The sequence below is a fragment of the Nocardia sp. SSK8 genome, from assembly GCF_037034205.1.
Lineage (GTDB): Bacteria > Actinomycetota > Actinomycetes > Mycobacteriales > Mycobacteriaceae > Nocardia.
Genome location: NZ_JBAGKD010000019.1, coordinates 41,073 through 58,998 on the forward strand (window position 1 = coordinate 41,073; position 17,926 = coordinate 58,998).

A 17,926-nucleotide genomic window follows, 5' to 3' on the forward strand; every position below is an offset into this window, starting at 1 on the left:
ATTGCCAGCTCCGGCGATCAGGCCTCGAACACCACGGTATTGCCCGCGATGTCGCGGGTGCCCGCGACCTTCTTGATCGCCTTCACCAGGTCGGCGACGGTCTCCCAGGTGCGCGGCGGCTCGGCCTCGATATTGCCGATGGTGTACCAGGTGTCGGTACCGCGATAGCGGACGAGACCTTTGCCCGAATCATCGAGCATGACATCGAGCTCGCCGGACACCGTCCCTTCCTCTTCGGTCATGACGGCGCTCTCGGCGGTGATCTCGATGGGCTCGCTTATTTGAACTCTCCTCGACGAACGCAGTCCTCGACTGCGGTGCGCAACGCGGTGTGCTCGGCGGTATCGACGGTCAGCGCGTACTTTATCTTCACTTTCACGTAGTGCTCGACATAGGCACACCGGAAATTGCCCGGCGGCAGGTAGTTCGCCGGGTCCTGATCACCTTTGGACCGGTTGGCCGAGGGGTCGGCGGCGACCAGGTTGAGCGAGTCGTTGGCGATGCGGCGGCGGGTGTCCTCGTCGCGGTCGGCCGCGCCGGAGCGCCAGGCCTCGGCCAGCGCGACGATGTGTTCGGCGTCGACCTTGGACGGATCGGTGATGAACTTGTACGGGCCCATCTCGCCGGTCTTCTTGTCGATGAAGCCGTAGTGGTCCTGCCAGCCCGCGCCCGCGGGCACGCTCAGATCGCAGGTCTTGGGGTCGAGGGTGACCTTGCCGGTGGCGTCCCGCAGCATCATCACGTCGCGGCTGGTGCACTTGGGGTACTGCGCGAGGTCGCCGCCGAAGCCGTGCTCGGGCTTGTTGGTATCCCAGTGCGGGAACTTCTCCCTGGTGTAGCCGGTCATCGGGCCCTCCTTGGCGACGACGAGCGTCGCGACCAGATCGCCGATCTCCTTGCCCGACACCGTCGCCGCGCCCGCCGAACCGGGGCCGGGCGCCGTCGGGCTCACCTTGTCCAGCAGCGTGTTCGCGACCGTGAGCGCGATGGCGAAGATCGCCGCGGCGGCCATCGCCAGCAGCGCCTTCCCGATCGGAGATCCGCTGATCGAGGACCATTTCATGCCCGTACCACCCACATGCTTCGTCGAAAGATGAACCGGCACAACCTATCGGCCGCACCCGGCGGAGTCGAGCGCCCGCAGCCGCGTGTCGATAGCGTTCACCTATCGAGTGAGGTGGCCCTCGGAAACCCTAGGCAAACCGATGGTGACGCATCTCACGTCAATCCGCCAGCGAACCGGCCTCGGGCGGAATTCCGGTGTCCAGGAAGCGGATCAGGCGGGCGATGCGCGCGGCGTGATCGACGCAACGCTGGAACTGACTGCCCAGCAGTGCCAGGTCGATCGCGGCGCCCGTATCGACCCCCGCCCCGGGGGTGGTGAGGGCGGTCCGCAGCTCGGTGCACAGCGTGCTCATGGCCGCGGCGTCGCTGCCGTCGTCGGCGACGAAGCGGCCCGTCGCCACCGACGAACTCACCCGCGCAACGCATTCCGCGGCGAGGGTGCCCATCGCCACCAGCGCGGCCAGCACCGGCTCAGGCGCGACCGCGCGCGGATGCGCCCGATAGACGTACTGCCCAGCGGTTTCCGTGCGCCTGCCGAGGCGGGAGAGCTCCCCGGCGATCTGGATCGCGGTCACCACATGACGGAGGTCGCGGGCCACCGGCGCCTGGAGCGCGAGCAGTGCCATCGTCCGGGTTTCGCAGGCGGCGAACATCTCCTGGAGTTGTTCGTCGAGCGCGAAGACCTCGTAGGTCGCGGCGAGGTCGGCGCCGGCCAGCGCCTCGGTGACCCGCTCGGTCGCATCGTGGGCCAGGCGCGACATCAGAGTGAGCTCGTTGGAAAGCTCGACGAGCTCGAGGGTGAACTGGGTCCGCACGCGCTGAATTGTTCCCCATCGGGGCCCGCTGAGTGAATCCATCGGCCAGATCCGGCGGCGACGAGCGGGGGGTCACTCGCGCGGAACTGGAAGGATGGGGGGCATGATCGCCGCTTTGACGACCAGATGGACCCTCTATGTGCCCCTACTCGCCGCCCTCGTTCTCGCCCTCAGCTGGGGGCGATCGATACCGGGATTGATTGTCGCGCTGGTGAGTCTGGCTCTGGTCGGTGCGGTGCTGGCGGCGGTGTACCACGCGGAGGTGGTCGCGCACCGGGTCGGTGAGCCGTTCGGCTCGCTGGTGCTGGCGGTCGCGGTGACCGTCATCGAGGTGGCGCTGATCGTCACCATGATGATCTCCGGTGGCGAGAAGGCGGCCTCGCTGGCCCGCGACACCGTCTTCGCCGCGGTGATGATCACCTGCAACGGCATCTTCGGTCTGGTGCTGCTGGTGGGTGCCCTGCGCAGGCGGGTCGCGGTGTTCAATTCCGAGGGCACCGGCGCCGCCCTGGCCACCGTGGCCACGCTGGCGACCCTGAGTCTGGTGTTACCCACCTTCACCACCAGCAAACCCGGCCCGGAGTTCTCGGTCGCCCAGCTGGCCTTCGCCGCGGTCGCCTCGCTGCTGCTCTACATCCTGTTCGTGATGGTGCAGACGGTGCGGCACCCCGACGACTTCCTGCCCGTGGAGGACGGCGGCGCGGTCGACGACGACGACGATCCGCACGGCGCCCGGCCGTCCAAGCGCACCGCGCTGGTCAGTCTCGGCCTGCTGGTGCTGGCCCTGGTCTGCGTGGTCGGCCTGGCCAAGGTGGTCTCGCCGACGCTGGAGTCGGCGGTGAACTCCGCCGGACTGCCGCAGTCTGCGGTCGGTGTGGTGATCGCGATGCTGGTGCTGCTGCCCGAGACGCTGGCCGCGGTGAACTCCGCGCGCCGCAACCGGGTGCAGATCGGCCTGAACCTGGCGCTGGGCTCGGCCATGGCCAGTATCGGCCTGACCATCCCGGTGATCGCGCTGGCGACGATCTGGCTCAGCGGCCCGCTGGTGCTCGGCCTGGGGGCCACCCAGATGGTGCTGCTCGCGCTGACTGTCGGCGTGGGCACGCTGACGATCGTGCCCGGCCGCGCGACCCTGCTGCACAGTGGCGTCCACCTGGCGTTGTTCGCCGCGTTCGTGTTCCTGGCCGCCAGTCCGTAGCTGGAGTGTTGCGGATCACATGATCCGGATAGCTGTCATCGGAATCGCCTAAGAGAGACGAGGGTCACTACCCCGAAATTTTGTTGTGACGCAGAGTACCGGTTAGCTTGCTGGAGTTGGCACCGACGCCGAAGCCAGAGAGTGCGGTATGAAAATCACCATGCCCCGCGCTTCGCGAGCGGGCCGGGGGCATCGCTGATGTCCGCCGATCTGCAATCCGCGAAGCAGGATTCCGCCACCCAGATCGTCCGCAAGAACTTCACCGACACCGTCGTGTCGTCGTTGCGGACCTTCGGGCGGGCGGTCGACCTCGCCCAGGAGTCGGTCACCGGCACAGTCGCCGATGTCGCCCGTAGGCAGTTCCAGTGGCGCGAGACGCTGGTCCAGGCCTGGCGCCTGATCACCGTCACCGCCATCCCCGCGATCCTGATGGCCATCCCGTTCGGGGTGATCGTCTCGATCCAGGTCGGCAACCTGATCCACAGCCTGGGCGCCGACTCCATGCTCGGCGCCACCGGCGGTCTGGGCGTCATCAAGCAGGGCGCCCCGATCGCGACGGGCTTCCTGCTCGGCGGCGCGGGCGCGGCTGCCATCGCGGCCGACCTGGGCGCGCGCACCATCCGCGAGGAGATCGACGCGCTCAACACCATGGGCATCAGCCCGGTGCACCGGCTGGTCATCCCGCGCATGATGGCGATGCTCATCGTCGCCCCGATGCTCAATGTGCTGATCATCTTCGTCGGCGTGCTGGCCGGATACGCGGTCGCCGTGGGCGGTCAGGGCGTGACCCCGGGCAGCTACTGGTCGACCTTCGGCTCCTTCGCCACCGCCGGTGACGTGTGGGTCTCGCTGCTCAAGGCGGTGATCTTCGGCTTCCTGGTCGTGGTCATCTCCTGCCAGCGCGGCCTGGAAGCCAAGGGCGGGCCGCGCGGGGTGGCCGACGCGGTCAACGCCGCGGTGGTGCTCTCGGTGGTCTCGATCGCGATCGTGAACCTCCTCGCGACCCAGATCAGCGCCATGTTCCTGCCGACGAAGTTGGCATGATGGCTGCTTCCTCGTACATCCCCACCTCGCTGCACTGGCTGCGCAAGCCCGCCCGGCTTGGCCGCAAGATCACCTCCGCGGGCGAGTCCTTCGGCTTCGTCGCCGTGTTCGTCTGGCAGGTGCTGTCCTCGGTGCCGCTCACGCTGCGCCGCTACCGCGACGAGACGCTGCGCGCGGTCACCGACATGACCTGGGGCCGCGGCTCGATCATCGTCGGCGGCGGCACCGTGCCGATGATGATCGTGCTCGGCCTGGTCATGGGCGCCTCGGTCGGCGTGGAATCGTTCGCCTCGCTCGACATGCTCGGCATGGGCCCGGTCACCGGCGTCATCTCGGCCTACGCCACCACCCGTGAGCTGGCCCCGATCGCGGCCGCCATCGGCTTCGCCGCCCAGGCGGGCTGCCGGATCACCGCCGAGATCGGCTCGATGCGCATCTCCGAGGAGATCGACGCCATCGAGGCGCTCGGTCTGCGCTCGGTGCCCTTCGTGGTCACCACCCGCGTGATCGCGGGCGCCATCGCCATCGTGCCGACCTTCCTGATCGCGCTGATCCTGTCCTACGGCGCGACCCGCGGGCTGCTGACGATGGTCTACGGACAGTCGGCGGGCGTCTACGACCACTATTTCTTCCAGTTCATCTCCGGCTTCGACATGATCGCCGCGGTGATCAAGGTCGCCGTGTTCGGCACCGTCGTGATCCTGGTGCACAGCTATTTCGGATTCTTCGCCACCGGTGGCCCCGAGGGCGTCGGCATCGCCTCCGGCCGCGCGGTCCGGGCCAGCTCGGTGGCGATCGTCGCCATCGACATGGTGCTGTCGATCGTGCTGTGGGGCTTCAACTCGGCGATCAGTTTTACGGGGTGAGCAGGTAGTGCCAAATTATGGAATGCCCGGCGTCGCGGCCGATCGGCGCACCTCCCGGCTGACCGGGGGAATCATCCTCGGCATCATCGCCGCGGTCGTGCTGGCCACCGTCGCCTACAACAACATGAAGACCGAGGACGGCCTGCGCATCGCGCTGCACACCGAACACCTCGGTGACGGCATCAGCGCGGGCAGCCAGGTCCGCATCGACGGCGTCACCGTCGGCGAGGTCGCCGAGGTGGCCCCCGGCGAGCGCGGCACCCAGCAGATCTCGCTGCTGCTCGACGCCGAGCGCCTGCACGGCATCGACGACAGCCTCGCCGTCGACTACGCCCCGACCAACCTGTTCGGCATCGCCGAACTGGAACTGCGCCGCGGCTCCGGCGGCGCGCCGCTGCGCGAGGGCGCGGTCCTCGACCTCACCGGCGCCAACTCCGGCCGCGTCTACGACGCCACCATGAGCGCTATCCTGCGCAGCCTGTCCCAGGTCGGCATGACGGTGACCAGCCCGCAGATGGCGACCGTGGTCTCCCAGCTGGCCGCCGACTTCAAGGCGTTCACCCCGCTGGTGCAGGCGCTGATCACCGTCGCCAAGACCATCGCCGACAACCAGGACGTCGCCCCGTCGGAGCTGTTCGGCAGGCTCGGCCCGGCCTTCGAGGGCGGCGGGCAGTTCGCCGGGGCCACCATGCAGGTGATCGACATCCTCAGCGATATCAAGGTGACCCAGGTCGACAAGGACCGCTACGACATCGACATCGGCGTCGGCGCGATCGGCGGCGGTATCCTGCCCGCCCTGAGCACCACCGTGAGCACCGCGGGCGGCCACTTCGCCGAGACCACCGACATGCTCGCGCCCATGCTCTACGCGCTGGCCCAGATGTCGCCCAACCCGGCCCAGACCGGCGCCGACCTGCGCGCCCTGCTGACCAACCTGCTCGGCGCCATGCCCGCCGGACCCGACGGCCCGGTGCTGAACCTGGACGTCGAGCTCGCCGGGGTCCCGGCACTGGCGGTGCCGCTGTTCGGAAAGGACGGTGCGCGATGAGGATCAGTGGCGTAGCGCTGCGCCTCGGCGCCTTCGCACTGGTGATGATCGCCGTGCTCGGCCTCGTGTTCACCCTGATCAAGCGTCCGGTCTCCGGTGACACCGAGGCCCACGACGCGCTGTTCACCGACGCCAATGGCCTCAAGGTCGGCAACGACGTGCGCATGTTCGGCGTGCAGGTGGGCAAGGTCGAGAAGATCAGCCTCGAGGGCGACAAGGCCAAGGTCCACCTCACGGTCAAGACCGACACCCCCATCTACGACAACAGCAAGCTGGCCATCCGCTATCAGAACCTCACCGGCCAGCGGTATATCGATCTGCAGCAGGCGCCGAACCCGGGCACCCGCATCGCCGCCGACGCGCGCATCGGCGCGAACATGACCGTCCCGTCCTTCGACGTGACCAGCCTGTTCAGCGGCCTCAAGCCGGTGCTGGCCACGCTGTCGCCGGAGGCGATCAACCAGTTCACCGCGAGCATGCTGGCCGTCATCGAGGGCGACGGCAGCGGCCTTGGCCCCGCGCTCACCGCGATCGACGAGCTCGCGAGCTACGCCGAGGACCGTCAGCAGGTCATCGCCACGCTGATCCGCAACCTGTCCACGCTCTCCGAACGCCACGGCGGCCAAGTCGGTCACCTGCTGCCGCTGCTGGCCCGGCTCACCGACATCTTCGAGGCCATGCAGCGCAATATCGGGGGCGTCGCGCAGTTCGCGATGACCGCGCCCTCGGTACTCGGCCCGGTCGACCGGATGCTGGCCGCGCTCGGCCTGACCGAAGGCGGCGGCGCCGATGTCGACGCGCTGATCGCCAACCTGTTCCCGAACCCGCAGCAGGCGGTCGAGGTCTTCGGGCAGCTGCCCGGCCTGCTGGCCGGTTTCGACGCCTCCCTCTCGCGCGGGTTCGCCGACTTCACACCGCACTGCGGCAACGGCGCCGCCGAGGTGCCCGCGCCGCTGCAGGTGCTGATCGCCGGACAGAAGGTCACGATATGCAACGCCTGACGAAGTTCTTCTCCGGCGACCGCCCGATCCTCGACGAGGCGTCCAAGCGCGCGCGGGAACTGCGCCTGGGCATCATCGGCCTCGGCCTGGTGGTGGCGTTCATGATCGGCGCGGGCATCGTCTACGTGGTGCCGCTGGGCAAGCACACCTACACCGCCGAGCTCAGCGAGGCGCAGTCGGTGCGCGAGGGCGACGATGTGCGCCTGGCCGGGATCTCGGTCGGCAGCGTCACCTCGCTGGAGCTGAAACCGGACAGGGTGATCATGCGGTTCACCGTCGACAACGACGTGTTCGTCGGCGACCAGACCTCCCTGGACGTCCGCATGCTCACCGTGGTCGGCGGCCACTACGTCGCGCTGTATCCCGCGGGCTCGCGGCCGCTGGGCGAGACCGCCATCCCGGCCGACCGGATCCGCCTGCCCTACAGCCTGATCGAGACCTTCCAGGACGCCACCACCCCGCTGGCCACCGTCGACGGCGACACCGTGCGCGAGAACCTGGCCGCCGCCAACGCCGCCATCGCCGCCTCCCCGGAGGCCCTGCGCGGCACCCTTGACACCGTCGGCAAGTACGTCGACATGCTCGACCGCCAGCGCTCGCAGGTCTCGCGCTCGATCGCCATCCTCGACGAGTACATCTCCATGTACGACGGCGCCAAGTCCGATCTGGGCAGGCTGATGGACAACGTCAACCTGCTCGAGGACGTGCTGCTGAGCCGCAAAGCCGAACTGGCCGAAGCGGTCCGGCTGCTCACCTCGGTGGTCGGCAGGCTCGCCGGGCTCGCCCCGTCCTGGGACTCGACGCTGAAGCCGCAGGCCCAGGCCCTGGCCGACGCGCTGCCCAAGCTGCAGGAACTCACCGGCCAGCTCGAACCGCTGCTGGGCACCGTGGGCTCGCTGCAGACCAAGCTCACCGAGTTGGGCGCGGGCGTGGTGGTCGACCAGTCCGGCACCCAGGTGTGCGTGCCGCTGCCCGGGAAGGACTGCTGATGCTGAAACGACTGCTCGGATCCCAGGCGTTCATGTCGATCGCCGGTGTCGGTGTCCTGGTCGCGCTGGTAATCGCTGGCTACTTCGTCGCCTTCGACCCGCTGAAGAAGACCGAATCCTATTGCGCGATCATGCCCGACGCGATCGGGCTGTATCCCGGAAACCACGTCACCATGCGCGGCATCGATGTCGGTGAGGTGACCGCGGTGCGCAACGAGGGCGCCACGGTCCGCGTGGACTTCGAGGTCGACGCCGACCACCCGGTCCTCGCCGACGCCTCGGCCACCACGGTCGCCTACTCGGTGGCCGCCGACCGCAATCTGGCCGTGCTCAGCAGCGGCAAGGACACCCGCGAGTTCGGACCCGGCTGCATCACCAAAACCCTGACGCCCAAGAGCATCACCGAGACCCTCACCGCGCTGGCGAGCCTGTCCGATCAGCTCTCCGGCGGCGCGGCGGGCCAGCCCACCGCGCTGGTCGACGGCCTGGCCGCGCTGGACCGCGCGACCGTGGGCACCGGCCCGACCGTCAACGAGCTCGTGCACAAGCTGGGCTCGGCGATGAACCAGCCCGATGCCGATATCGGCCATCTGGCCGGGCTTTTCGACGCCTTCGCCTCGGTCTCCAACCGCGTCGCCGCCAACTGGGGCGACCTGCAGTCCATGCTGACCCGGCTCGCACCGCTGCTCAACCAGTCCTCCGACGACCTGCTCGGCCCGGCGACCACCCTGTTCGACGGACTGCGCGAGCTGCTGCCGATGCTCAACGACTTCGTCACCATCCTCGGTGACCCGCTGATCGGCGCGCTCGACGGCGCGGTCCCGCTGGTGAAGTTGTTGCGCGCCAACGCCGGATCGCTCGGCGAGATCGTCCAGCAGACTCCCGCGCTGGCCACCGCCCTGCACGGCGTCGCCGAAGGCACCGCGATCACCTACGCGCCGCCGCGGGTGGCGCTGCCCAGCGGCGAGGCCGACCAGGTGTGCGCCGCGGTGAACGCGCTCGTCCCCGGCCAGTGCGCCGATCCGGCGCAGGGGCTGACCGATATGAATCTCGCGCAGGTCGTGCTGGGAATGGCAGGTGCTCGATGAACAGGCGAAAGACCGTGCGGCGCGGCATGATCGCGGCGCTGGTCGCGGCCGGGCTGGCCGTCGGCGGCTGCGGCTTCGACCCCGCCGAGGTGCCGGTCCCCGGTGCGACGATCAGCGGCCCGACCTACCGGGTGAACATCGAGTTCAGCAGCGCGCTGAACCTGCCCGCCAAGTCGAAGGTGATCGCCAACGGCGCCGAGATCGGCATCGTCGAGGGCGTGCGGGTGGTCCAGCCCGCCGACGCCCCGGCCGGTCGCGGCGGGTACGTCGTCGTGGAGGCCGATATCCGCGACTCGGTGCAGCTGCCCACCTCCACCATCGCCGAACTGCGCCAGGACACCATCCTCGGTGACATCCACCTGTCGCTGACCACCCCCAAGGACGGGTTCGGTCAGCTGCTGCGCGACGGCGGCACCATCGGCATCGACCAGACCAAGCCGCCGGTCCAGCTCGAGGACACCATGGCCACCATGGCCCTGTTCGTACAGGGCGGCGCGATCGGTCAGCTCCAGGAGATGATCGGCCGGATCAACTCGGTCATGCCGCAGGACCCGAAGGAGACCGCGCGGATCTCCGCGGTCATGGGCGCCGACGCCGCCGACCTGGCCGCGAACCTGGACCAGGTCGACCTGCTGGTCGACGGCCTGGCCGCCAACGCCGAGGTGATGGTCGGCATCGGCCCCGAGCTCACCCACATCCTCACCCCGGAGGCCGTCGCCGCCCTGACCGGCACCCAGGACTCGATCGCAAAGACCATGAAGATCTTCTCCGCGCTCGGCCCGGTCGGCGACTCGCTGACCTGGCTGGCCCCCGTCGCGAACTCCGGCGACGCGGCCGTGGCGGCGTTCCTGCCACTGGCCACCGGCGGCGCGCCCGACTCGCGCTCGCCCAGCAATATGGCCCTGCTCAGCACCCTGCTGCAGGAGCGGGTGTTGCCCTTCGCGCAGCAGCCGCGGGTGAACGTCACCGGCGTGCGGGTCTCCGACGAGGACCGGGTCGAGCAGATCGTGACCGCCCTGCGGATGATCGGAATGGTGCGATGAAGATCGGTGCCCTGGCCTCGCTCGGCGGCATCGCCGCCATCACCGTGCTCGGCGCGAGCTACCTGACCTTCGGCCTCGTGCGCGTCGACCCGTTCGCCGACTACACCGAGGCCTCGATCGAACTGGCCAACTCCGGTGGGCTCAGTGTCGGTTCGCCGATCCTGCTCACCGGCATCGAGATCGGCACTGTCACCGCCGTCGACACCTCGGCGGCCGGGCGCGTGCAGGTCGGCTTCCGTTTCGGCGCCGAGCACAAGGTGCCGATGAGCAGCGTGGTCACCATCGAGCACCTGTCCTCACTGGGTGAGCCGTACGTGCAGTTCGTCCCGCGCGGCGCCGACGGGCCCTTCGTCGCCGACGGCCAGCACCTGGCGGGGGAGAACGTGCGCACCCCGATGTCGATCCCGGAGGTCGCGCGGCTGGTCACCAAGACCGTCGAGCAGCTCGACCCCACCGTCGTCGGCTCGCTGGTCGACACCCTCGGCACCGCCATGACCGGCACCGAGAACGTCATCCCGGAGCTGGCCAGGGCCGGTGACCTGCTGGCGGCGGCCATCATGAGCCGCGCGCCCGCGATCGCCGAACTGCAGAACAACTTCGAGTACGTCTCCGGCGACATCGGCTGGGCGGGCCCGGCCACCGCCGCCGCCGCCCCCGCCTTCGTGCGGCTGGCGCACGTGATCGACCAGTTCGTCGAATCGGTCGGCCGGGTCAGCGCCGAGGGCGGGGATCCGGAGGTGTACCTGCGCGACGGCGGCCTTGTACCGTTCCTCCAAGAGCTCACCGCCAAGCTCGACGAGCTCGGTCCCGAGCTGTCGGCCCTGCTGCCCGGCTTGCGCCCGCTCACCGAATCGGTGACCGCCACAGGTCCGCAGCTCGACCTCAGCGCCCTGGTGGCACAGGCGTTGCACAACACCGACGCCGACGCGGTGAAGGTCCGGGTCGCGATCAAGTAAACATCTGGCAACCACTGGATATAGGTATATGCCCTGGCCAGTGGTTCTCCGTTGCTGTTGAGCCGTCATCGAGCAACCGTGCGGTAGCCTGCTGGACGAGGGGGAGACCTGGTCCGCGGCCGAAGGCGGTGCGATGGCAGAGCACAGCGAAGCTCCCGAGCGGGAATCCGGGAGCGGTACTCGAAGAATCGCGATCGCGGCGGTGCTCGCCGCGCTGCTGGCGCTCGTCGTCGCCCTCGGCCTGCTCCTACGGGTCGGCCAGGGCGAGGAGAACGACCCGGTCAGCCCGATGCGCGGCAACAGCGGTCTGCCGGTCTCCGGCGACGAGACCGGCTCCGACCAGGAGGCCGCCTTCGCCCCGCCGTGGCCCGCGCGCCGCGTCGGCGGCAACTGCTCGGCGGGCGGGATCGTCGCGCACTGGCGGGTCGAACAGGACGGCGCCTGGCAGTGCACCGCGACCACCCCCGACAACCCGGCCCCGTCCCCGGTCGGCGCACCTCCGCCGCCACCTCCGCCGCCTCCCGCCGAACCGGCGCCCGGCCCCGCGCCCGCTCCCGAACCGATCCCGGTCGAAGCGCCCCCGCCGCCGCCTCCGCCCGCCCCCGAACCGCCGCCTCCGCCGGTCTACGAGCCGCCGGTCTACGAACCCCCGCCCCCGCCCGAGCCCGCCCCCGCGCCGGAACCCGCCCCGGCGCCCGCGCCGCCACCACCCCCACCCGCCATCCAGCTCCCGTTCCCCCTCCCACCGATCCTGCTCCCACCGGCCGCCGCCGTCCTGCCCTGATTCACACCGCGCGGTCCGCGCGCCGCCGAACCACCACCACCGGTGGTGGTCGTCCTGCCCGACAGGTGCTGTGTGGTCCTCGCGCCGCCGGACCGGCGACCGGCCGCAGCCATCCTGCCTTGACCCTGCGGCGCGCCAGCACCCCCAACGGCGACGCGTGACGGCGTTCTACCAGGCCCCGGTAGCGCGCGGACCATGCTCTCGTGACGGCGACGGCGCCGCTCTCCCGCCCCGATCGTGCCGCGCCCTTGTGCCTCGATCGGCGGCGGGTCGGCCCGCCGGACCCGGCCCGATCCGTGAGACTGGTCGGCTATGGACCAGTTGGTGCTCACTCTGGTGATCCTGCTCGCGGCCGTGCTCGCCGAGTCCTTCGGTGACCGGATCGGCGTCGCCCCCTCGATCCTGATGACGGTCTTCGGCTGCTTGCTCGCGGTGATCCCGGCGGTGCCGAGCCTGAACATCCCGCCCGAACTGATCCTGCCGCTGGTGCTGCCCCCGCTGCTCTACGCCGCCGCCCGCCGCACCTCCTGGCGTCAGTTCGCCGAGAACTGGCAGATCATCGCGCTGCGCGCGGTCGGGCTGGTGATCGTCACCGCGATCGCCGTCGCCGCGGTCTTCCACGCTTGGAATCCGGCCGTCGCGGTCGGCGCCGGGCTGGTGCTCGGCGCGCTGGTCGCCCCGCCGGACCCGGTCGCGGCCACCTCGATGGCGGGCAGGCTCGGGCTGCCCCGGCGCCTGATCGTCACCCTCGGTGGCGAGGGCCTGTTCAACGACGTCACCGCCATCGTCATCTACACCGTCGGCATCCAGGCCGTGGTCACCGGCCTGTTCTCGCCCTGGCACGCGCTGGGCGATTTCGTGCTCGCCGCGGTGGTCGGGCTCGGTGTCGGGCTGGCGCTGGGCTGGCTGGGCAGCAAGTTCACCCGGTATCTCGACAGCGCGACCTGTCAGGTGGCGCTGAGCCTGCTGCTGCCTTTCGCCGCCTACGGCCTTGCCGAGCACTGGGAGGGCTCGGCGGTGCTCGCGGTGCTGGTCTGCGCGCTGTATCTCACCGACGCGGTGACCGAGATCGTCGACCGCGAATACCGCCTGGTCGCCGACTCCTTCTGGGACATCACCGAAATGCTCATCACCGGTTTCGCCTTCGCGCTGATCGGCCTGGAACTGCGCGTGGTCATCGACACCACCGGCCGCAACTGGCCCGCGCTGGCCGGGGTCACCATCGCGGTGCTCGCCGTGGTGGTGCTGCTGCGGCTGGCCTGGCTGCTGGTCACCTGGGTGATCAGCATGAAGCTGTGGCGCTACACCGACGAGCCGTTCACCTGGCGCGAGGTGATCGTCACCTGGTGGGCGGGCATGCGCGGGGTGGCGACCGTCGCGCTGGCCCTGGCCATCCCGTTCACCACCGATTCCGGCGCCGATTTCCCGGCCCGCTCGGAGATCCTGTTCGTCGCCTTCGCCGTGGTCCTGTTCACCCTGCTGGTGCAGGGCCCGACCCTGCCGCTGATCGTGCGGATCACCGGCGTGCACGCCGACACCCGCGAGGAACGCGCCGTCGAACAGGCCCTCTGGACCCGGGTGCTCCATGCCGAACTCACCGAACTCAAGCGCATCGCCGCCCGCGACGACCTGCCCGAAGACGTCTACGAGGACCTGCGCGACGCCCTACGCCACCTCTCCGCCAAGGCCGACCCCGAGGCCGCCGACGCCGACGCCAGGGCCACCCTGGAGAAGGAACGCGCCCTCGCCTCGCGGATGCGCGCGGTCCGCCTGGCCGTCACCGAGGCGGGCCGCCGCGAAGCACAGGCCGCCCGCCGCGAACCCGGCATCCCGCCCGACGTCGTCGACCGGGTCATCCGCAGGCTCGACCTCGGCCCGGCGCACTGAGTCAGCCGGTCACGGTGTCGGTGAGCATGCCGATCGCGTAGGTGATCGCCATGGCCAGCGCGCCGCCGAGCACCACGCGCGGCACCGCCCGGCGCCGCAGGCTGCCGCCGAGCCGGGCACTGAGCGATCCGGTCAGCGCCAGCGCCACCAGCACCGCCGCGAAGGTCACCGGCACCCGCCAGGTCGCGGGCGGCAGCACGATGGCCAGCAGTGGCAGCAGCGCACCGCAGGTGAACGCGATGGCCGAGGAGATCGCCGCCGCCCACGGATTGGTGAGTTCGTGCGGGTCCAGTTTCAGCTCGGCCTCGGCGTGCGCGGTGAACGCGTCGTGGGCGGTGAGCTCGGCGGCGACAGTGCGCGCCGTGGCCGAGCTCAGCCCCTTCGCCTCGTAGATGCCCGCCAGTTCGGCCAGTTCGGCCTCGGGATCGTCGGCCAGTTCCCGCCGTTCCTTGGCCAGCAGGGCCTTCTCCGAATCGCGCTGGGTGCTCACCGAGACGTACTCGCCCGCGGCCATCGAGATCGCGCCCGCGACCAGCCCGGCGATCCCCGCGGTGAGAATCGTCTGGGTGTTGTTGGTGGTCGCGGCGACACCCACCACCAGCCCGGCGGTGGAGACGATGCCGTCGTTGGCGCCGAGCACCCCGGCGCGCAGCCAGTTCAGCCGGGCGGCGAAGCTCTCGCCGTGCGGTTCGTGCGGGTGGGTGGTGGGCGACGGATCCGGCACCCGCTCACCCTAATCCGGCAGCGCGCCGGGTCGGGGAGGCCGCGCCGCCACGACCGCCTCGCACCGCTGATTGATGAAAGCCCGCACGAACCCGGCGGATTCGCGCACATACATCGACGCCCAGTACCGCGCCCCGGTGCCCGTCGTGGCCGCCACCATCGTGAGCTCACCGTCGAAACACTTGCCCACCAGATGGCGGGCCAGCGAGAGTTCCGGCGTCGAGGTCACCACGATGAGGTGCTTCCATCCGTAAATCGTTGCCCGCCGCACGATTTCGCGCGCCTCCCCGTCGGCCCGCCCGGCCTCGGGGACGAAACACGCGACGCGGAACGGGAACCGGCCCCCGCAGTACCGGTCCATCCGCGGATCGTCCGGTTCCTCGCCCAGCGAGATCAGCACCTCCCCGGCCAGCCCGTGCCCGGCCAGCGCGATCCCCACCTCGAACCGCTCGTCGAGCCCACCGGCGAGCACCACGACGACATCGGCGGGCCGTACCGGATCCCGCTGGGGTTCGACATACACCGGCACCCCGGCCAGCGCGGCGGCCGACACGGTGACCAGTGCGCTCAGGAGCGACCACCCCCCGCGCCGGAGAATCGACACCGGCGCAACGATAGGCGAACCGTCGGCCTTCTGTCCCCGCGTCGGGCCAGGCACACTGGACGCCATGACCGACTCCGCCGTTGCCCCCGAACACCTCGACGTCGTCATCGTCGGCGCAGGACTGTCCGGCATCGGGGCCGCCTACCGGCTGCAGACCGAACACCCGCACCGCAGCTACGCCGTACTCGAGGCCCGCGCCGATCTCGGTGGCACCTGGGACCTGTTCCGCTACCCGGGCATCCGGTCGGACTCGGACATGTTCACCCTCGGTTACCCGTTCAAGCCGTGGCGCGCGGCCAAGTCCATCGCCGACGGCGCCTCGATCCTGGACTACATCCGCGAGACGGCCCGGGAGAACGGCATCGACAAGCGCATCCGTTTCGGCGCGCGGGTGATCGGCGCCGACTGGTCCTCGGCGCGGGCGCGCTGGCAGCTCACCATCGCCCACGAGGGCCCCGACGGCCCCGCCCTGAGCACCCTGACCTGCAATTTCCTCTACGCCTGCGCCGGGTACTTCGACTACCAGCAGCCGCACGCGCCGGAGTTCCCGGGCCGGGAGGATTTCGCGGGCACCGTGGTGCACCCGCAGTTCTGGCCCACCGACCTGGACGTGCGCGGCAAGCGGATCGTGGTGATCGGCAGCGGCGCCACCGCCGTCACCCTGGTCCCGTCGCTGGCCACCGAGGCCGAACACGTCACCATGCTGCAGCGCACCCCCACCTGGATCAGCGCCGTGCCCGGCCGCGACAAGCAGGCCGACAAGATCCGCGAACTGCTCCCCGCCGGTCTGGCCCACCGGGTGATCCGGACCAAGAACATCCTGTTCAACATCGGTTTCTACCAGTACTGCCGTCGCCGCCCCGCGGCCGCGCGCAAGCTGCTCACCGGCCTGGCCACCCGCATCCTCAAAGACGACAAGCTCGTCGCCGAGCACTTCACCCCCGACTACGACCCGTGGGACCAGCGCCTGTGCGCCGCCCCCGACGCCGACTTCTTCAAGGCGATGAAGAAGGGCAAGGCCACCGTGGTCACCGACCGCGTCGACACCTTCGTCCCCGAGGGCATCCGCCTGGCCTCGGGCGCCACGCTGCCCGCCGACATCATCGTCACCGCCACCGGCCTGCGCCTGCTCGCCTTCGGCGGCATCGCCCCCTCGGTCGACGGTAAGCCCGTTCCGCTCGACGAGCAGTTCGTCTGGCAGGGCACCATGCTCACCGGCCTGCCCAACTTCGCTGTCTGCGTCGGCTACACCAACGCCTCCTGGACTCTGCGCGCCGATCTCACCTCGCGCCTGGTCTGCAAGGTCCTCGCCCACCTCGACCGCACCGGCAGCGAGGCCGTGGTCCCGCAACCGCGCACGGCCCTGTCCCAGCGCCCCCTGCTGGACCTGAACTCCGGCTACATCCGCCGCTCGATCGCGCTGTTCCCCCGTCAGGGCGACAAGCACCCGTGGCGGGTCCGGCAGAACTACCTGCTCGACCTGCTGCTGATCGCCCGCACCGACCTCACCAAGACATTGCGCCCGGTCCAGCGCGTGCGCGAGTTCACCCACAACGGGTGAGGTGCCCGCCCGGCCGGATTCCTACCGTCGGTATGTGCCGTGGTGGCACGTGGCAGTGACCTGACGGGAAAGGCCGAGCGATGACAACCCAGAATCAGCACCCGGTTCGCGACGGAATCGCGGCCGGAACCTCCATCGGCGCCGGCATCCTGCTGGCGGTCGGCGGTGTTCTCCAGATCTTCCAGGGAATCGCGGCGGTGGCCAAGGACGACCTCATCGTCGTCGGGCCCGAATACTCCTACCAGTTCGACCTGACGGCCTGGGGCTGGTGGCACATCGTCATCGGCGCGATCGCGGTACTCGTCGCGATCGGCCTGCTGGCCGGACAGACCTGGGGCCGGATATCGGCCATGGTGATCGCGGCGCTGTCGATCATCGCCAACTTCCTGTGGCTGCCGTACTACCCCTGGTGGTCGATCCTGATCATCGTGATCGACATCGTGGTCATCTGGGCGGTCGCCACCTGGCGCCCCGACCGATACTGACCTCCACGCTCGATCCGGACGCCGCTCCCGCACCCGTGGGGGCGGCGTCTCACTGTTCCGGGCCGGTCTGCCCGTCGCCCAGATGCCGGGACAGCCGTTCCCCCAGGGCGGCCAGCTCCACCATCTGCGGCTCGTCGAGCCCGTCGAGCACCAGCGTTCGCACCGCGACCAGGTACTCCGGCGTCACCTCCACCACCTTGGCCAGCCCACTCTCGGTGAGGACCGCGTCCACCCCACGCCCGGCGGCCGCCGTCGCCCGCCGTGCCCAGCCGACCCGCTCCAGCTTGGACACCACGTGCGAGAGCCGCGAGATCGATCCGTGCCCCCGCGCGGCGAGCGTGCTCAGCCGCATCCGGTGCTCGGGCGCCTCCCGCAGCAGCGCCAGCACCCGATACTCGAAGTGGGTCACCCCGAACTCCCGTTGCAGCCGGGAATCGAGGGCGCCGGGAACCCGCATCGCCAGCGTGAGCACGGCGCTCCAGGCGCGACGCTCGACCGAGTCGAGTTCGTCGATCACCTCGGCCCTCCTTCCACCGTGACATTAGCTGTAAAATTGCTGAAACTCGGAAAACCATATATCGGCGGGTGGTCAGTGTCTACGTGTGACGGATCATGTCGCCAGGTAGTAGCGGTATTGCGGCGCCCGTGCCGGTTGGACACATGATCAGTTGCCAGCTGATCGCCATCGCGGGGAAGAGTTGCTGTCGACGGGGCGGTGGCCGACGACGGCCCGTGTGGCCCGCGCGCGACCTGGGGAAATGCCGGATTC

The 17,926-nt window shown here is 69.9% G+C and carries 19 protein-coding genes; 13 read left to right on the top strand and 6 right to left on the bottom strand.

The features are described 5' to 3' along the window. Positions 1-17 precede the first annotated feature (17 nt). The 3 genes from WA675_RS26030 to WA675_RS26040 form a co-directional block, all read right to left on the bottom strand. Positions 18-242, bottom strand: a complete 225-nt coding sequence (locus WA675_RS26030; RefSeq protein WP_336087894.1) for a hypothetical protein — start codon at positions 240-242, stop codon at positions 18-20. Positions 243-277: 35 nt separating this feature from the next. Continuing rightward, positions 278-1,063, bottom strand: a complete 786-nt coding sequence (locus WA675_RS26035; RefSeq protein WP_336087896.1) for an HNH endonuclease family protein — start codon at positions 1,061-1,063, stop codon at positions 278-280. A gap of 160 nt (positions 1,064-1,223) precedes the next feature. After that, entirely contained in the window at positions 1,224-1,880 is a 657-nt protein-coding gene (locus tag WA675_RS26040; RefSeq protein WP_336087897.1) for a phosphate signaling complex PhoU family protein, read from the bottom strand. A 94-nt stretch (positions 1,881-1,974) separates the two neighbouring features. On the opposite strand from WA675_RS26040, the gene WA675_RS26045 reads away from it, so the two are divergent. The 11 genes from WA675_RS26045 to WA675_RS26095 all read left to right on the top strand — a co-directional run bounded on the left by WA675_RS26045 (position 1,975) and on the right by WA675_RS26095 (position 13,784). Then, complete coding sequence (locus tag WA675_RS26045; protein ID WP_442945721.1) at positions 1,975-3,078, top strand: calcium:proton antiporter; 1,104 nt, start codon at positions 1,975-1,977, stop codon at positions 3,076-3,078. Positions 3,079-3,276: 198 nt separating this feature from the next. Then, positions 3,277-4,122 carry an MlaE family ABC transporter permease gene (locus WA675_RS26050; RefSeq protein WP_336087899.1) on the top strand — a complete coding sequence of 282 codons (846 nt, stop codon included), beginning with the start codon at positions 3,277-3,279 and terminating at the stop codon, positions 4,120-4,122. Continuing rightward, positions 4,122-4,988, top strand: coding sequence for an MlaE family ABC transporter permease (locus tag WA675_RS26055; protein ID WP_336087900.1), 867 nt, complete (start codon positions 4,122-4,124; stop codon positions 4,986-4,988). Before WA675_RS26050 ends, WA675_RS26055 begins: the two co-directional genes overlap by 1 nt. 22 nt (positions 4,989-5,010) lie before the next feature. Continuing rightward, positions 5,011-6,036: an MlaD family protein gene (locus WA675_RS26060; RefSeq protein WP_336087901.1), complete on the top strand. Its 1,026-nt coding sequence runs from the start codon at positions 5,011-5,013 to the stop codon at positions 6,034-6,036. Beyond that, positions 6,033-7,037, top strand: coding sequence for an MlaD family protein (locus tag WA675_RS26065; protein ID WP_336087902.1), 1,005 nt, complete (start codon positions 6,033-6,035; stop codon positions 7,035-7,037). Before WA675_RS26060 ends, WA675_RS26065 begins: the two co-directional genes overlap by 4 nt. Beyond that, complete coding sequence (locus WA675_RS26070) at positions 7,025-8,026, top strand: MlaD family protein (protein ID WP_336087903.1); 1,002 nt, start codon at positions 7,025-7,027, stop codon at positions 8,024-8,026. Before WA675_RS26065 ends, WA675_RS26070 begins: the two co-directional genes overlap by 13 nt. Further along, complete coding sequence (locus tag WA675_RS26075) at positions 8,026-9,114, top strand: MlaD family protein (protein WP_336087905.1); 1,089 nt, start codon at positions 8,026-8,028, stop codon at positions 9,112-9,114. The genes WA675_RS26070 and WA675_RS26075 overlap by 1 nt, the downstream gene beginning before the upstream one ends. Next, entirely contained in the window at positions 9,111-10,157 is a 1,047-nt protein-coding gene (locus WA675_RS26080; protein WP_336087906.1) for an MlaD family protein, read from the top strand. Before WA675_RS26075 ends, WA675_RS26080 begins: the two co-directional genes overlap by 4 nt. Continuing rightward, positions 10,154-11,113 carry an MlaD family protein gene (locus WA675_RS26085; protein ID WP_336087908.1) on the top strand — a complete coding sequence of 320 codons (960 nt, stop codon included), beginning with the start codon at positions 10,154-10,156 and terminating at the stop codon, positions 11,111-11,113. The genes WA675_RS26080 and WA675_RS26085 overlap by 4 nt, the downstream gene beginning before the upstream one ends. Positions 11,114-11,246: 133 nt before the next feature. Beyond that, positions 11,247-11,897: a hypothetical protein gene (locus WA675_RS26090; RefSeq protein WP_336087909.1), complete on the top strand. Its 651-nt coding sequence runs from the start codon at positions 11,247-11,249 to the stop codon at positions 11,895-11,897. Positions 11,898-12,209: 312 nt separating this feature from the next. Then, complete coding sequence (locus WA675_RS26095; protein WP_336087910.1) at positions 12,210-13,784, top strand: Na+/H+ antiporter; 1,575 nt, start codon at positions 12,210-12,212, stop codon at positions 13,782-13,784. 1 nt (position 13,785) lies between these two features. Here the strand turns inward: WA675_RS26095 and WA675_RS26100 are convergent, their stop codons facing one another. Both WA675_RS26100 and WA675_RS26105 read right to left on the bottom strand, forming a co-directional pair. Further along, the gene (locus WA675_RS26100; RefSeq protein WP_336087911.1) at positions 13,786-14,508 is read right to left on the bottom strand and encodes a VIT1/CCC1 transporter family protein; all 723 of its coding nucleotides are present in this window, start codon (positions 14,506-14,508) and stop codon (positions 13,786-13,788) included. A 9-nt stretch (positions 14,509-14,517) separates the two neighbouring features. Next, positions 14,518-15,111 (bottom strand): hypothetical protein, encoded by a 594-nt coding sequence (locus WA675_RS26105; RefSeq protein ID WP_336087913.1) that lies wholly within the window; start codon positions 15,109-15,111, stop codon positions 14,518-14,520. Positions 15,112-15,175: 64 nt separating this feature from the next. Here WA675_RS26105 and WA675_RS26110 point away from each other — a divergent pair, with 64 nt between their 5' ends. Together WA675_RS26110 and WA675_RS26115 are read left to right on the top strand one after the other, a co-directional pair. Beyond that, positions 15,176-16,672 (top strand): flavin-containing monooxygenase, encoded by a 1,497-nt coding sequence (locus WA675_RS26110; RefSeq protein ID WP_336087915.1) that lies wholly within the window; start codon positions 15,176-15,178, stop codon positions 16,670-16,672. 80 nt (positions 16,673-16,752) lie between these two features. Further along, complete coding sequence (locus WA675_RS26115; RefSeq protein WP_336087917.1) at positions 16,753-17,157, top strand: DUF7144 family membrane protein; 405 nt, start codon at positions 16,753-16,755, stop codon at positions 17,155-17,157. 49 nt (positions 17,158-17,206) lie between these two features. Here WA675_RS26115 and WA675_RS26120 read toward each other — a convergent pair whose 3' ends face one another. Further along, a complete protein-coding gene (locus WA675_RS26120; RefSeq protein WP_336087919.1) occupies positions 17,207-17,674 on the bottom strand; it encodes a transcriptional regulator in 468 nt (155 codons plus the stop codon). Positions 17,675-17,926: the final 252 nt, after the last annotated feature.

Bases quoted from the DNA above. Each gene is read 5' to 3' on its own strand.
- WA675_RS26090 (WP_336087909.1), top strand. From the start codon at position 11,247: ATGGCAGAGCACAGCGAAGCTCCCGAGCGGGAATCCGGGAGCGGTACT.
- WA675_RS26055 (WP_336087900.1), top strand. From the start codon at position 4,122: ATGGCTGCTTCCTCGTACATCCCCACCTCGCTGCACTGGCTGCGCAAG.
- WA675_RS26045 (WP_442945721.1), top strand. From the start codon at position 1,975: ATGGGGGGCATGATCGCCGCTTTGACGACCAGATGGACCCTCTATGTG.
- WA675_RS26030 (WP_336087894.1), bottom strand. From the start codon at position 242: ATGACCGAAGAGGAAGGGACGGTGTCCGGCGAGCTCGATGTCATGCTC.
- WA675_RS26050 (WP_336087899.1), top strand. From the start codon at position 3,277: ATGTCCGCCGATCTGCAATCCGCGAAGCAGGATTCCGCCACCCAGATC.
- WA675_RS26075 (WP_336087905.1), top strand. From the start codon at position 8,026: ATGCTGAAACGACTGCTCGGATCCCAGGCGTTCATGTCGATCGCCGGT.
- WA675_RS26085 (WP_336087908.1), top strand. From the start codon at position 10,154: ATGAAGATCGGTGCCCTGGCCTCGCTCGGCGGCATCGCCGCCATCACC.
- WA675_RS26115 (WP_336087917.1), top strand. From the start codon at position 16,753: ATGACAACCCAGAATCAGCACCCGGTTCGCGACGGAATCGCGGCCGGA.
- WA675_RS26070 (WP_336087903.1), top strand. From the start codon at position 7,025: ATGCAACGCCTGACGAAGTTCTTCTCCGGCGACCGCCCGATCCTCGAC.
- WA675_RS26035 (WP_336087896.1), bottom strand. From the start codon at position 1,063: ATGAAATGGTCCTCGATCAGCGGATCTCCGATCGGGAAGGCGCTGCTG.
- WA675_RS26060 (WP_336087901.1), top strand. From the start codon at position 5,011: ATGCCCGGCGTCGCGGCCGATCGGCGCACCTCCCGGCTGACCGGGGGA.
- WA675_RS26065 (WP_336087902.1), top strand. From the start codon at position 6,033: ATGAGGATCAGTGGCGTAGCGCTGCGCCTCGGCGCCTTCGCACTGGTG.
- WA675_RS26110 (WP_336087915.1), top strand. From the start codon at position 15,176: ATGACCGACTCCGCCGTTGCCCCCGAACACCTCGACGTCGTCATCGTC.
- WA675_RS26080 (WP_336087906.1), top strand. From the start codon at position 9,111: ATGAACAGGCGAAAGACCGTGCGGCGCGGCATGATCGCGGCGCTGGTC.
- WA675_RS26095 (WP_336087910.1), top strand. From the start codon at position 12,210: ATGGACCAGTTGGTGCTCACTCTGGTGATCCTGCTCGCGGCCGTGCTC.